General features: G+C 48.3%; 9 protein-coding genes. 1 reads left to right on the top strand and 8 read right to left on the bottom strand.

Annotation, left to right across the window (positions count from 1 at the left end; all coding sequences use genetic code 11):
- Positions 1 to 165: 165 nt before the first annotated feature.
- Positions 166 to 2406, top strand: a complete 2241-nt coding sequence (locus KJY73_RS06815; protein WP_214341836.1) for a TonB-dependent receptor — start codon at positions 166 to 168, stop codon at positions 2404 to 2406.
- Positions 2407 to 2583: 177 nt separating this feature from the next.
- Here the strand turns inward: KJY73_RS06815 and KJY73_RS06810 are convergent, their stop codons facing one another.
- From KJY73_RS06810 to KJY73_RS06770, 8 genes are all read right to left on the bottom strand, one after another.
- Complete coding sequence (locus KJY73_RS06810; protein WP_214341834.1) at positions 2584 to 2961, bottom strand: hypothetical protein; 378 nt, start codon at positions 2959 to 2961, stop codon at positions 2584 to 2586.
- Between the two features lie 556 nt (positions 2962 to 3517).
- Positions 3518 to 3901, bottom strand: coding sequence for an outer membrane beta-barrel protein (locus KJY73_RS22035; RefSeq protein ID WP_214341828.1), 384 nt, complete (start codon positions 3899 to 3901; stop codon positions 3518 to 3520).
- Between the two features lie 452 nt (positions 3902 to 4353).
- Positions 4354 to 8826 (bottom strand): PAS domain S-box protein, encoded by a 4473-nt coding sequence (locus KJY73_RS06795; RefSeq protein ID WP_214341826.1) that lies wholly within the window; start codon positions 8824 to 8826, stop codon positions 4354 to 4356.
- 184 nt (positions 8827 to 9010) lie between these two features.
- On the bottom strand, positions 9011 to 10531 hold the full coding sequence (locus KJY73_RS06790; RefSeq protein ID WP_214341823.1) for a S10 family peptidase: 1521 nt from the start codon (positions 10529 to 10531) through the stop codon (positions 9011 to 9013).
- A 154-nt stretch (positions 10532 to 10685) separates the two neighbouring features.
- Positions 10686 to 11474 carry a hypothetical protein gene (locus KJY73_RS06785; protein WP_214341820.1) on the bottom strand — a complete coding sequence of 263 codons (789 nt, stop codon included), beginning with the start codon at positions 11472 to 11474 and terminating at the stop codon, positions 10686 to 10688.
- A 31-nt stretch (positions 11475 to 11505) separates the two neighbouring features.
- A complete protein-coding gene (locus tag KJY73_RS21735) occupies positions 11506 to 12630 on the bottom strand; it encodes an RDD family protein (protein WP_232848414.1) in 1125 nt (374 codons plus the stop codon).
- Positions 12630 to 13805: a vWA domain-containing protein gene (locus KJY73_RS06775; protein ID WP_214341817.1), complete on the bottom strand. Its 1176-nt coding sequence runs from the start codon at positions 13803 to 13805 to the stop codon at positions 12630 to 12632. The genes KJY73_RS21735 and KJY73_RS06775 overlap by 1 nt, the downstream gene beginning before the upstream one ends.
- Positions 13805 to 14641, bottom strand: a complete 837-nt coding sequence (locus KJY73_RS06770) for an AAA family ATPase (protein ID WP_214341814.1) — start codon at positions 14639 to 14641, stop codon at positions 13805 to 13807. Before KJY73_RS06770 ends, KJY73_RS06775 begins: the two co-directional genes overlap by 1 nt.
- Positions 14642 to 14788: the final 147 nt, after the last annotated feature.

Raw genomic sequence — 14788 nt, 5'->3', positions numbered from 1 at the left:
AGATTGGGACTTTATAAACAGCTCGGGTTTCTAAGATAAACCTGACTAGTAAAGGACGTTTCATGCCGATCCTGTGCAATGACATTGCGCTACGGCATTTTTAGGCTAAGAAATAATAAGCGGCATTTTTAAATGCCTACAGACGCACACTAACGAGTACACACAATGAAAACCATGAACAAAGCCTTGGTTGGCCTGGCTGTACAGGCTGCCCTGCTCTCCGCACCTTTGATGGCCCAGGAAGAAAGCGCCAAAAAAGAAACCAATACACTGGAAAAAATTGAAGTCACCGCCCAAAAGCGTACCCAGAGCATTCAGGAAGTTCCTATCTCCATTGCAGCGCTAAGTGGCGAAAGATTACAGGCAATATTCTCCGCCGGTGACGACGTGCAGGCACTGGCTAACCGCATCCCCGGTTTGTACGCGGAGTCCTCTAATGGTCGTGTAGCGCCACGCTTCTATATTCGCGGCCTGGGCAACTCCGATTTCGACCTGGCCGCCTCCCAGCCAGTTTCGATTATCATGGACGACGTGGTAATGGAAAACGTGATCCTGAAAAGCTTCCCACTGTTTGACGTACAACGAGTAGAAGTGATCCGTGGCCCGCAAGGCAGCTTGTTCGGGCGCAACACCACCGCCGGAATCGTAAAGTTTGATACGGCTAAACCCGGTCAGAGCTTCGATGCCTTTGTCAAAGCCGCCGGTGGTACCTACGGTACACTGAACTTCGAAGGTGCCGTGGGCAATGCCATTAACGATGAGTGGTCATTCCGTCTGTCTGGTCTCTCGCAAAACCGCAATGACTGGATAGCCAATGATTTTACCGGTGAAGAAGATGCCATGGGTGGTTTTCATGAGAATGCCGGGCGCCTGCAACTGCTGTATGAAAACAATGACTTTAGTGCCCTACTAAACCTGCATACCCGCGACTTAGACGGTACCGCCTCTATATTCCGCGCCAATGCGGTCAGCACCGGCAGTAACGATCTGAACAGCAGCTACGACAGAGACCGCGTGTCCTACGATAAAGGCGATAATAACTTCCAGAAGTATCGCAGTCATGGCGCCTCGTTAAAAATGGAAAAGGGCTTCGACGGCTTCAGCCTAACCTCTATTACCGCCTACGAAACCGCAGATGGCAAAGGTAAAGGCGATATTGATGGTGGTGTCGCGGGTGTTGGCCCCGGCTTTATCCCTTTTGACGCGGTCACCGAAGACCAACTTGATGATCTTAAGCAATTTACCCAAGAGCTACGTATCGCCAGCGAGGGAACCCGAGGTTACGATTGGCAGTTTGGTGCCTTCTTCTTTGACTCCTCCTTTGGCGTTACCAGTATCGACGGTCTTTTTGGCGCCACCACTGTCTACCACGACAACTACACTTGGGCAGTATTTGGCCAGGGCTCCTATGACCTTTCAGAGCAGCTAAGCCTGACCGGTGGCTTACGTTATACCTACGATGAGAAGGACTTTAGTGTAGGTGCCCAAAATGTGGGTGGAGCCTGTTTGTTCCTGGATTTCAATGGAGACGGCATCACAGAGTGTCAAATTCAAAACTATCAAGACATTAACGTTGATGACGGTCAGCTGAGTTGGGAGCTGGCACTTAACTATAATCTGACTGACAGCACCAGCCTGTTCAGCAGACTAGCCAGTGGCTTCAGGGCACAAACTATTCAAGGCCGTAACGTTGCTTTTGAAGGCGCACCTACCACAGCGGACGCTGAGACCATCACTTCCTTCGAAGTGGGTATGAAATCGGATTTACTGGATAACACCCTGCGTTTAAATGTGGCGCTGTTCTACTATGAAATTGATGATATTCAAATATCTGCTATAGGTGGTGAAGCTCAGGGCAACAGCCTGCTGAATGCCGACAGTGGCGAAGGCAAAGGCTTTGAAATTGACCTGGAATATTTGGCCACCGACAATCTGACCCTGACCGCTGGCTATGGCTACAGCGATACCGAATTGCAGGATGATGATCAAACCGTCGCTCCTTGCGGTTCGGGCCAATGTACCGTGCTGGATCCTATGGTAAATGGCCAGGCACTGATTGACGGTAACCCTTTCCCGCAATCACCTAAGCAGATTGTTAACTTTACCGCTCGCTATGCTGTACCAATGGGTGACGACGGTGAGTTTTTTGTCTTCACTGACTGGGCATTCCAGGGTAAGACCAATCTGTTCCTTTATGATGCGGTGGAATTCCGTACCAAAGATAACTTCGAAGGTGGCTTGCGTATTGGCTATGAGAATTTCAGTCATGATTTTACTGTGGCGCTGTTCGGACGCAATATTACCGATGAAGACAATATCAAAGGTGCTGTCGACTTTAACAACAACACGGTATTTGTGAACGAACCCCGTATAGTCGGTGTTGAGTTTAAAATGAACTTCTATTGATATACGGCAATTAACTTGCCTGAACTAAAAAGCCATTCAGCACATTGAATGGCTTTTTTACTTCCACCGATAAAGCGAACAAGCTTACTGACTGTAAAAAGCCATCCGTACTAATGGGCATTTGTTAAAAGTACAAACGAAACCACCACTGATGGGACTAACTATCAACGATTGAGTTTACTGTCTGCCGTATCGCCAAATTCTCACGTACAGAAAAGCTAGCAGCATCTCCGTTGTGATCGCCAGCCAAATACCTGTACCAGCAAAACCACGAAGGAATTCAGCTGAGCCAAGCAAAGCCAATGCGAGCATTGATATTGCCAGACTCAAACAGATAGCTTGCCTGGCTTCAGAGTGAGGCGCATTTCTCCCCCAAAAGGTCAGCAATGCAATGCCCAGCAGCAGTATCGCCGTTCTTCGGCCGACAAAATACGTCGAACTATGCGGTTCAATTCCAAACAGGATGAAAATCAAATTGGGAGAAATGAAAAGTACAATACATAAAATAAACGTGATCGCTGACGTAATGAGACTGACCAGTTTGAAATTAAGCACAATAAAATTCTCTTATATGCTAGAGACGATATCCATTCATTGAATCTAGGAAATTTAAGCGCGCGAAACATTTACATTTAAAATAAAAAACAAAAATTAAAAAGGATTTCTCACAAGAAATTTAATTTCTTTATATCCCTCTGTAAAACAGCATACCTTTTGCTTATTCTTGGTTATCTCATGAAAGGCCCAATTGGTTAACAGAAAAAAGTTTCTGGCCTATCACAACTAATGGCTGACATCAGCCAAAGGTCAATTCAATGAAATTGCAGCAGGTTGAAAATGGTCACGGTTTTTCAACAATGACCAAACACTAGATTTTCAAAAGACAGCGTTCAATTTACTAAAAAGAGTAATTCAAACCTAATGTAGTGCTTTTCCAGCCTACAGAATAATTTGAGGCAGGCTCAAAGTCTGGAAGTACCTGATAATCTAAGAAGACATCAAATTTTGAATTAATACGATAGGATAAACCCACCCCATAGCTCAAGCCATTCTCGGTATAAGTAGTTTTATACTGAAAATCGCCCGTGATAATTCCGTCACCATAGTTATATTACCCCAAACCATTAACTTCAATTTTTGTATTAGTATATCCGACCAAAGCATATATTTCGAAATTATCAAGAATGGGGTAACTGCCTTTAGCTAAAAGGGCAACTTGCGAGTCAATATCCTCCTTATAACGCCTATTAGATGTTTCTAGCGCATCATAAGAGGTAGAGTATCCTGACGTACCTTTAGAGAATCGACTCTCTACAGAGAAATAATTGTTAAATTGGTACCCGGCAGTTATACCAAAAGCATTAAAGTCACGACCGTCAGTAGATATATCTTGTGCATTATATAGTGCACCAAGATACCAAGCATCATCGGAATTGGCAGTAGCAACGTAGCTTGATGCAAGAAGTGTTAATGTTAGAGGTAGCATCTTATTCATCTCAAGTCCTTTTATATTATTCTGTGACACCATCTAAACCCTGATTAAATTTAACGAGCAACATGAACATCTATTATTTCAGGGTTTCTCGATGCATATTTTCCAGCATCAGGCGCAAGACTGTCCATGTCCTATTTTAACTATGGCATTGACATCAATAAAGCCAAGTCAAACAGCAGTATCCCCTGAGAAAAACAATGATGCAAGCCTATAAGATTTGAAGTTATTTTTTCTGCCAAGCTTAACTTGTGAACAAGCTATTTACTGTAAGCATTGAATTTAAGATGAACGACTATTGCGAGGTCACACGGTACCTTTTGCAAACCTCATAAAACGCAAACGGATCTCTGGCCTGAAGCAGGAAAGCTCTCATTTTTTCTCCGTAAACTCAGAGGTTGTTCTGATTATTCATCAAGGTATTTCAGCAACGCTTTAGCACCGTAGGACCTCACCTATCCATCCAGATGGGAGTAAATAACCCTTAGTGTCATCATCAATGAACGTTTTACGTTGGGCCAGAAGATAGAGATGCTATCCAGATGCCCCAGCTTTGCGGCCGCTTCCAAGCGACTGGTCAGGTCCATCAGCGGCTCTGAATTAATCTGCTCTGCTAACTTCACCAATTGTCGAGTGGCTTGCAGCATCGACCGGGTATCTTCCTCATTAATAGCCGCATCGGCCTGGTTTGTCGCGTTCTCCAATGCCTGCATTAACTGATTCAGCGCCCCGGCCAGAGAGCCGGTATGGGGATTTTTCTGTAAGTAAGGCAGCAAATCAAACCACACCTTGGGACTATCCGGCATTGGCTGTTCGGCAAAAGCGGGTTTGGCCTTTTGCGGTTGTTCGGCCTGCTCTGCTCTGGCCTGCTGCAGCTCCTGCTGATGTGCTTCAACCAGTGCCTGTTCCTGCTCTGCGATTTTCTGCTGACTGCTGTGCAGGGCTTTTTGCGCATCCTGCAGAGCGGACTCTTTGTCATCCAACTGCGCCCGGCTTTGCTCAAGCTCTTGTTCCAACGCCTGCATGCGGCTGCTCAGATCGGACTGGCTACTGCTCTGATCATTCAACTGGCGACGGCTCTGCTCGTACTCTTTTTGCACGGACTGCAACTGCGAGGTTAACGCACTTTGCGCATCCTCCAACTTTTGAATATTGCTCTCGCTGTCTTTGAGAATCTGTTGCTGGGCCTGCAATTGCTGTTGCAAGCTGGCTTCCTGTGCTTCCTGCTGCTGGAGCTTTTTCTTCAGGGCCTCGGCATCCCGTCTGGATTGATTTAGCTCTTCAAGCAGCTTCTGCTCACCAGACTGCGTTTTCTGCACCTGACTCTCGGCTTGCTGCAATTCAGACAACTTGCCTTTTAATTGGCTTTCCATTTCCTGGTTTTGCTTACGCGCCTGTTCCAGCGCCTGCTGTAATTGCTGCTTCTGCTCATCCATTTCAGCCTGATGCTGACGCCATTGCTCGTCACTACCTTCCATCAATTCTTTTTGACGGCTGGCACGGCTTTCCACATCCTGTAATTCCACTTTAAGCTGGTCCAGCTTCATTTGCTGTTCCTGGCGCTGCTGCTTCTCATCGTCCGCCTGGCGCTGATACTCGTTCAGACGTTCCTGGGTCTGCTGCAATTGCTGCTGCTTGGCAACCAGTTCATCCTGCATAGCCTGTTGCTTGGCCTGCCACTGCTCATCACTTTGTGACATCTGCGATTGCTGCTCCACGGCGCGCAGTTCCACCTCAGCAAGCTCACTCTTCAATTTGTCGTAGATTTCCTGTTGACGCGCTTTCTCGGCTTTTTCTGCTTCAGTTTGCTGTTTAGCATCTTGCAGTATCTGCTCAGTTTGCTGTAACTGGCGCTGTTTATCGGCCAGTTCCTGCTGTAGGGCTGCTTGTTTATTCAGCCACTCCTGTTCAACCGACTCCACCTGTTGCTGCTGCTCGGCGGCACGCTGTTCCATTTCACTCAGTTCTTGCTGCAACTTGGTCAGGTGTTCCTGTTGCTGCTGCTTTTCGGCTTTTTCTTGTTCAGACTGGCGGCGGGTTTCATCCAGTGCCTTCTGAGTGTCCTGCAATTGCTGATGCTTGGCCTGCAATTCCTGCTGCAATAACTTGTGCTGCTCTTCAAGATCATCCCGCTGCTGCGAAGACATCTCCTCAACTTTCTGCATCTCGTATTGCAAGTGTTCAATCTGTCTGGCTTTGTTGGTCAGCTCAGATTGTGCCAAACGGCAACGTTGCTCAACCTCTCGATGCAGTTGCTGCGCCTCTTCGCTGGCTTTACGCTGGTTAGCCAATTGGGTGCGTAGGGATTCACTGGCTTCTGCAGAGCTGAGCAGTTGCGATTGCAGCGTATTAATTTGCCCGCTAACATCTTCGATTTGCTTGTCTTTGCTCTGAATAGAACTCTTAAGACTATTATTTTGCTCAACAAGTTGTTGCATCTTTTGTGCTTGAGCATCCTGCTCATCACGCAGTTTCTGGCCCGCCTCTTCACTTTCCTGCAACTGCTGCTGCGTGCGACGGTACTGACGTTCACTGTGTTGCAAGGCATCCGCAATCTGATTACGTTGTTTTTCCAACGCACCGACTTTTGTACTAAATTGCTGTAATTGGGTTTCCAGTTCCGCATTATTCTGCTGGCTGTCTGCCAACTGTTTACAGCTGTCACTGTATTCCTGCTGCAGTTCCTGCAAGTGAGCCGTAACGTCCTGGTGAGCCTGTTCCAGATCTTCAATTTTGTTCTGCTGTTCGGACAGGCTCTCCTCAGCGCGCTGTAACTTGCTTTCTGCATCCACCAGACTTTTGGCTTTGCTGGCTAATTGATCCTGACTGTTTTGCAGTAATTGCTGCTGCTCAGCCATTTGCCGCTCGGCGGCCTGGCGCAGATTAATGGCTTCCAGACGCTCGGCGGCTGCCTGATTAATGGCTCGCATATCCATCCAGATACAGAGTACGGATTCCAATACGCCGCCTTTAAACATCGGCACATAAGTAGCCTGGCAGGGTAGCGCTTCGTTGCCATGTTGGTGCTGCCACACAAGCGATAAGGCTTTGCCGTCTGTGCGCAGTTGCTGGAACTTCTGTTTTAGCTTTTCTGCTGAGTCAGTATCCGGGTTCAGCCCTTCTGAATAAGGGAAGAAGCCAAACAGTTTTTGTTCATCCTCAATACCGAAAAACTCGCAGGCCGCTGGATTCAGGCGGGTAAAGCCACTGTCAGAGAGCACCGCCATGGCCAGACTGCTATGCGACAACAAGCTGTCGAACTTATCTTGCTGAAAGGCCTTCTCACTCATGTCGGCAATCCAGCACAAGTACTGCCCCTCACCTATGGCATGCACATGTAATTCACTGGGGTGAATTTTGCCATGCTTGTCTTTGAGGCTGACATGCAAGGCGCTAAGTTTACCCTGTTGTAACTGTTTGGCCGCTCTGGCGGCCTGGCCTGGCTCAGCGAACAACTGATAAAGCGACATTTTATTCAGCTCAAGTTCGCTATAACCAAAACGCTCCAGCATAGGTTGATTGGCCTGACGCAGATGTTCCTCGGCGTCCATCAGCACAATGCCAAGGGGGGAGGCATTCATAAAGCGGTCAAACTGTTGTTGCTTATCTCTGAGATCCGCCTGTATGCCTCTCAGTTCAGACATATCCTCAATCTGCCCTAAGGTGCCACGTCGGTTGCCATCACCATCTTTCAGTGGCTGCAAACGAAAACGCAGAGGGCGTAAACTGCCGTCCTTAAATGCCAGGTTGAACTCACGGCCCTGTCCGGCCAAAGAAGACATTGCCAGGTCGCCGGATTGATGCAAGCTACAAATAGCATCATCAAAGAGTCCGACCAGCTCCACCGTTTTGCCCTGCAATTGCATCATGCTGACGCCAAACAGGCGCTGAAATGCCAGGTTGCAGTCAACAAACTCGCCCTGGGCATTTAACAAATACAAAGGTTGGCTACTGGCAGTTAACAGCGACTTAAACTGACTTTGTGATGCATCCAGATTACGCTTGGCTTGGCTAATATCGGTGAGGTCTTGTAACTGACACTGCACCAATTGCGGCTTGTTGCCGTCATCACGTTGGACTATGCGGCCCAACATTCTGACAGGCTTTGGCCCCTGCGGGGTTTCCAGACTGCCGGTTAACTCCAGCTCGTTGTTATCAATACTGTGCTCAATGGCCAGCATCCAGTTAGCCCAGTCACTGCTGAGCACCTTATTTTTAAACCCATCCAGGCTGCACTCTGCCTGTGTCAGGCCAAGCCAGCTTTGCAGTAGTGGATCCGAAATGGCCTGCTTGTCTTTGAGATTTAAACTTAGCTGCGCCAAACCGGCCTGACCTCGCAGACCATCAAAACACGCCACCTCATCCTGTAATTCGGTGATCTGCTGCTGATAATTGCTGATGTCCTGCAAAGTGACGAGCATGGCGAGCTCATCTTTGGGTTTGCTAAGAGGGTGGGCACTCAACAAAATGTGTCGCTCAGCCTTAGGGCTATACCACTGCACTTTGCAATCAACCAAACTGGAAAGTGCACCAATTAATCGCTCCCCCGCTTCACCCTGTACCCAACGACTGAGGGCGGTGCCAGTTAGCGAATCAGCCTTGCCACCTAACCAATAGGCGGCGATACGGTTTACATACAGCACATTGCCTTGGCTATCCAGATGTAACATGCCAAGGTTAAAACCATCCAACAACGCCTGTTTGTTCTGGATTTGCGCGGTTTGTTCAGCGATCTCGGTTTGTTGCTGCGTTACCCGGCGGCGGGCCATAAACCAGGCACCGGCCATGGTCAGTGCAACAACCAACACAACAATAAGAAGAATCTGGGTGATCTGAGGATCCAACATGGTCGCCGACTCCGATGTGGCGTAAGAAAATGGGCTGAACAAGGCAAGCCATAGCATATTACGAACTGATGTTAAGTACATAAATCGTCCAGGCATGCCGGACCGTCCTCGTCTGAATGAGAGCGCTACAGCTTACAATGTAGCAAAACTGTGACAAAGGACTGTAACGGCGTTTTGTATATGTTCATTTATACCTATTATTCATACACATGCAATAAAGCGCTGCTTGCGTATAAAAAAGCCCCGATTATCGGGGCTTTTTTATTTATCGAGGATAGCGAGCGGATTGCTGGCCCGGTAATGCCGAGCGGATAAACTCTCGCAAGTCCTGATTAGAGGCTTTTAAGTCTTCACGGCGCAGGTACATCATATGACCACTGCGATAGCCCTTGAAGCTCAATCGTTCCTTCATCTTACCGCTGGGATCCAGATGCCACATATTGTACTTGGCATCAAAATAATTGGTGGCACCATCGTAATAGCCGGATTGGATCATCACTTTCAGATAAGGGTTCTGTGCCATGGCCAAACGCAGGTTCTCACCGGTCTTGTTATCACTGCGATCCCAAGGATGCACCGGACCGAACATATTGTATTTAATGTCGGTTTTATAGTTCAGCTCTTCACGCAGGTAATAATTGATGGCCGGAGTAAAGGAATGCAACCAGGACGTCAGCTCTGCCCAGTAATCCGGCTTATCACCCACTTCCTTTTCATCAATGCCCAGATAGCGGCTGTCCAAACGTCCCACTGTCTTGCCCTCGTCGCGCAGCAGCTCTTTCCAGTAAAATGCCGTACTGACATCCAGGTTGCTTTGCGCTATGACCTGGGGACTTAAGCCCGAATAACGCGCCATCTGAGCAATAACGGCCTGTTTCTCTGCCGCATCAATAAAGCTGCCTTTGCTAAGCGCAGGGATCAGCTTATTCAAGGTAAATTCTTCCACTTGCGGTAGCAGCGCATCCAAATCCAGTGCCTGCAGTTCTTTATCCAGTTTGCCATGATGCCAGGCGGTCGCAGCAAAATAGGGTAAACGGTTCGCCGCTTTCACCGGGCCGTCACGTTCAATACCAATATCCGTAGGCGACACCAAAATCACCCCATTTAAATACATCCACTGGTTATTTTGCAGAGCCAGCGCCAGGCCAGACACGCGAGTGGTGCCATAGCTCTCGCCAATCAGGAATTTGGGCGATAACCAGCGGTTGTTACGGGTAACAAAGGTATTCACCCACTCAGCCAGGTATTTGATGTCGGCATTAACCCCAAAAAACTGCTCTTTTTGCTTATCTTTGGCGGGCATTTTGCCATCAGTGTCTTTCAGTACGCGGCTGTAACCGGTGTTCACTGGATTCACAAACACAATATCCGCCACATCCAGGATCGAATACGGGTTTGTATCTATGCCATAAGGCTGTACCGGGTAGCCTTCGTCATCAATTTTCAAAATACGCGGACCGGTGTAGGCAATATGCATCCATACCGACGCTGAGCCAGGGCCACCATTAAAGGAAATCACTAAAGGCCGGGATGCCTGGTCTTTAACATCGGTGCGTTGATAGTAGGTGTAAAACAAGGTGGCAATAGCTTTGCCTTCGTCATCCCACACAGGCTGAGTGCCGGTTGTGGCGGAGTAAGCCACCCGTTGACCTTCAATCTGGGTTTTATGTTCGGTGACCACTTTGTGGTCAACTTCAATTTCACGGTTATTGGCTTGTACCAACTGACTGAAGATCAGGGTGCAGAGCAGTATGGCCGGTGTTGCTAGTTTTCTTGTTGCTAACATAGTTTTTTCTTATTGCTATTTAGTAAGGGCAACTTGCCCCGGTTGACGCAGGTGAAAATGCCGCACACCTGCCGGATAAGCTCATCCTAACAAGCAATACGGCATATGTCGGTGGAATTGGCCGCAATACCAATGCGACCTGTCTTAGTCTGACTTAGAAATCTTCCATTGCCGGCATTTGCATCTCCTGATAGCCATCAGGTATAGCAAACACCCCATTCGGTGCCGACTTTTGTGCAAAGCTTAGCGTGCTAATCTCGGTTTCGCCGTCTTCGTAATCTTTGATCTGCACCGGCAACAACTTTTTGTCCAATAAGTGTTGGTTCAGCATCATCTCGTCGTTATCGCCCATTTGGCTGGCAAATTCGCGCATTTTATTTAAAAAGCCAATTAAGGTAGCGAAGTCATCGTCGGCGATATCTACATCCTTAACACTCACCACACAGGCCTCGCTGACCAACTCGTCGCCCCGGTTCAGGGTAATCCATTTACAGCTTTGACCATTAATTTTGTCTGACTTGCCGGTTTCGTTGAGGCGCACTTCTTCGTTAGATTTGGCACCGGGCATAAACCCGCCCATCATCTCACGCATCTGCGCCTTTTCTTCTTCGCTCATGCCTTGCATCTGCTGTTCCATCATGCTTTGCATTTGCTGCTGCATCTGGCCTATGCCTTCGGCCATCTTTTGCATTTGCTCAGAATTCACATGCACATATTGCTGCTCTTCATGATTTAACGCGATAGCCAGGTTCTTCTTAGTATCAAATATAAAATCTGCCTGTCCCTGCGCATTTACCGCCACAGTCTTACCATCTGCCACATAGATTTTGGTGGTTTCAGTGCCATCCATGTCCTGGCTAACGACAGTGATCATGCTATCGGCGTTGGCGCCCAGACTGACAACGCCCATTACCGCCAGAGCAAGTAGAGATTTGGTTTTCATCGTTTCTTCCTTTTTGATGCGAATGCAGCGCTCAGTTTGCTGCCTGTGATTGATGTTCCAACGTGGCAACCTGCTGTTCACTCAACACCACTTTGGGTTTGCGTAAATCAACAACCAACGTTTCTGATATTTTATCCTGAATTGCCTGACGATTGGCATCCCAATATATCTGTAAAAAACCCAGCAAACCTGTTGCTACACCGGCACCGTAGCCGCCATAGCGACCAAAACTTTCCCACAGATTCAAGCCCTTACCATCAAGTTTGATAACCTGAATACCTAGCAGTTTTTTGGCTGGCGTCTGGCCTTGCCACCAGGCGGTAAACACCGAAAAATAAAACGCTGCCCAACCAAAACCCAGGCCAAGATCTTCAGCCAGTCCTTTCGCCCACTTAATCACACTGTAGTCTTCGTCGGATTTCTGATTAATCACCGCGTCGGCACACTCATTGGGGTTCCCCTCTGCCTTTACAGCGATATCCGCTGTTTGAGTTTCAACCTCAGCGGATTGAAACTTTTCTGTATAACGGGCCAATAAATCGGCCTCCAATTGCTTTCGCTCAGGCTTGTCCAGGCTGTCAGAGGTCGCACGAACAAACTCTTTAATCAGCTCCTTAGCGCTACTTTTAGGTAGCTCAGCGTCAGCTAAATCATCGGCTAACGCCTGACCGGCCGTTGTCCAGCAGTTCAGCGCAGGCTGACAAGCACCGCCAGCTATATCATCTTTCAAACTGGCAATACCTGTCAGATGTTTAGTGGTTAACGCCACCACCGCCAGCCCCTGGGCTGCGCTCATTACCGTTGTACTGCCGTCGTTGTATTCATCTTCAGGTGCCAGCGCCTCAAACAGCCCAAACGCAAAAATAAACAGCATAAACAGTGAGGCAATTCTCAATGCCAGATTGCTACGGCGTTTCTCCGGGCTGCGGGCATGTAAACGACTGCTGGCATGCCAAAACATCCAACAGAACAGCGCCGCCAGGATCAAACTGTTTACTGTTGCCAGCATGGCAACCAGCAATAAGTCCAACAAGAGTGCAATACCCCGCCGGGTGGGGCTGGCGAGCGGGGTACCAAGCAGATCGTCGGCCACCTTAAAGGCATAAGGGGTAATAATTTCGCGGGTTTCTTGCTGTGTCATTACTTGTGACGGCATTATTGTTTTTCCTGCAATTTTTTTATAGCCTGCGTGACGCCTTCCAGCGTCATAGGGTAAAAACGCTCCCCCATTAATTGCCGCATCACATTAATAGACGCATAGTAATGCCAATACCCCTGCGGCTGCGGGCATAGCCACACATTATGCTTAAAGTGCCCCAGCAATCGCTGCATCCAAGTCGCGCCAGGCTCCTCATTCCAGTGCTCGACACTGCCGCCGGGATAGGTAATTTCGTACGGGCCCATGGTGGCATCGCCGACAAAAATTACCTTATAGTCCGCTGCATACTTATGGATGATATCCCACACTGGCAAACGTTCGTGACGGCGCACATTATCCTGCCACACCCCTTCGTAGATACAATTATGAAAATAAAAGTATTCCAGGTGCTTAAACTCACTTCTGACCGCCGAAAAGAGCTGCTCACATAATTGAATGTATTCATCCATTGAACCGCCCACATCAAAAAACATCAAGAGTTTCACACTGTTGTGTCGAAGCGGTTGCATATGCAAGTCGAGCATCCCGGCATTTCTGGCCGTACCCTGGATGGTCTGAGGCATATCCAGTTCTTCACTGGCACCGGTGCGGGCAAACTGGCGAAGCTTACGAAGTGCCACTTTGAGGTTACGGGTGCCCAGTTCCACATCGTTGGCCAGATTGCGAAACTCGCGTTTATTCCACACCTTAGCGGCGCTAAACTGACGATTGCCGTCCTGGCCAATACGCACCCCTTCAGGATTATAGCCATAGGCGCCAAAGGGAGAAGTACCGCCAGTACCAATCCATTTATTGCCACCCTGATGACGCTTTTGCTGCTCTTGTAAGCGTTCACGCAAGGTCTCCATCAGCTTTTCCAGCCCCCCAAGGGCCTGAATACGGCGTTTTTCCTCTTCGCTAAAGTGCCGGTCTAACTCCCTACGCAACCAGTCTTCAGGAACCTCGGCAAATAAATCCAGGTTTTGTACGCCATCGAAGTAATCGGCAAAGGCCTGATCAAACTTATCGTACTGGCTTTCGTCTTTGACCAATATAGTGCGGGCCAGGTAATAAAATCCCTGCATATCGGCAAACACCAAACCGGCTTTTAACGCCCCCAGTAAGTCCAGTAACTCCCGCAGGCTTACTGCCAGACCATAGGCACGCAAACGAAAGAAAAAGGTAATCAGCATTAGCGTTTGGCCATAAACGCCAGTTTTTCAAACAGGTGAATGTCCTGTTCATTCTTCAGCAGCGCGCCGTACAGCGGCGGAATACTCTGCTTGGCGTCTTTACGTTGTAGCGCTTCGGGTGGAATATCTTCGGCCACCAATAATTTCAGCCAGTCAATCAATTCAGAGGTAGACGGCTTTTTCTTCAGCCCCGGCATATCACGCAAGTTAAAAAAAGACTCCAGCGCCTGATTCAGCAGTTCCTGTTTTAATTTAGGAAAATGCACCTCAACGATGCGGCGCATTTCTTCATGCTCAGGAAAACGAATGTAGTGGAAAAAACAGCGGCGCAAGAAGGCGTCGGGCAGCTCCTTTTCATTGTTAGAGGTAATAATCACCACCGGGCGCTGCCGGGCTTTAATGGTCTGGCGGGTTTCGTAAACATGAAACTCCATGCGATCTAACTCAAGCAGCAGGTCGTTGGGAAATTCAATATCCGCCTTGTCGATTTCATCGATCAGCAATACTGGTCTTTTCGGGGCTTCAAAGGCCTGCCATAGCTTACCTTTAACGATGTAATTGCTGATGTCCTGCACTTTAGCATCACCAAGCTGAGAGTCACGCAGCCGTGACACTGCGTCATACTCGTACAAGCCTTGCTGGGCTTTGGTGGTGGACTTGATGTGCCAGGCAAACAGCTCAGTATCCAGGCTTTTAGCCACCTCTTCGGCCAGCAGGGTTTTTCCTGTGCCCGGTTCTCCTTTTATCAACAACGGACGCTGTAAACAAATGGCGGCATTAACGGCCAACTGCAATTCCTGGCTGGCTATATAGTTATCGGTACCGGTAAAGGACATAGACTACTCTGAGTGATTGTGATTATTCACAATATCATATAGCGAAAAAGCAGTTTGTTTTTAGTCTCAGAGCCTTAATCTATTACACATTCCCCTAAACAGGGGGCAAAATTTTAGTCCGGCGCCTGGCAAATTGACCTGAGCGAC

This window comes from Bowmanella yangjiangensis (assembly GCF_018531185.1).
Lineage (GTDB): Bacteria > Pseudomonadota > Gammaproteobacteria > Enterobacterales > Alteromonadaceae > Bowmanella > Bowmanella yangjiangensis.
This window is presented reverse-complemented; position numbering and strand designations above follow the sequence as displayed.

What these genes read in the sequence shown, in the direction of transcription:
- KJY73_RS22035 (WP_214341828.1), bottom strand. Translation starts at nt 3,901, where the DNA reads ATGAATAAGATGCTACCTCTAACATTAACACTTCTTGCATCAAGCTAC.
- KJY73_RS06785 (WP_214341820.1), bottom strand. Translation starts at nt 11,474, where the DNA reads ATGAAAACCAAATCTCTACTTGCTCTGGCGGTAATGGGCGTTGTCAGT.
- KJY73_RS06770 (WP_214341814.1), bottom strand. Translation starts at nt 14,641, where the DNA reads ATGTCCTTTACCGGTACCGATAACTATATAGCCAGCCAGGAATTGCAG.
- KJY73_RS06775 (WP_214341817.1), bottom strand. Translation starts at nt 13,805, where the DNA reads ATGCTGATTACCTTTTTCTTTCGTTTGCGTGCCTATGGTCTGGCAGTA.
- KJY73_RS06815 (WP_214341836.1), top strand. Translation starts at nt 166, where the DNA reads ATGAAAACCATGAACAAAGCCTTGGTTGGCCTGGCTGTACAGGCTGCC.
- KJY73_RS21735 (WP_232848414.1), bottom strand. Translation starts at nt 12,630, where the DNA reads ATGCCGTCACAAGTAATGACACAGCAAGAAACCCGCGAAATTATTACC.
- KJY73_RS06795 (WP_214341826.1), bottom strand. Translation starts at nt 8,826, where the DNA reads ATGTACTTAACATCAGTTCGTAATATGCTATGGCTTGCCTTGTTCAGC.
- KJY73_RS06790 (WP_214341823.1), bottom strand. Translation starts at nt 10,531, where the DNA reads ATGTTAGCAACAAGAAAACTAGCAACACCGGCCATACTGCTCTGCACC.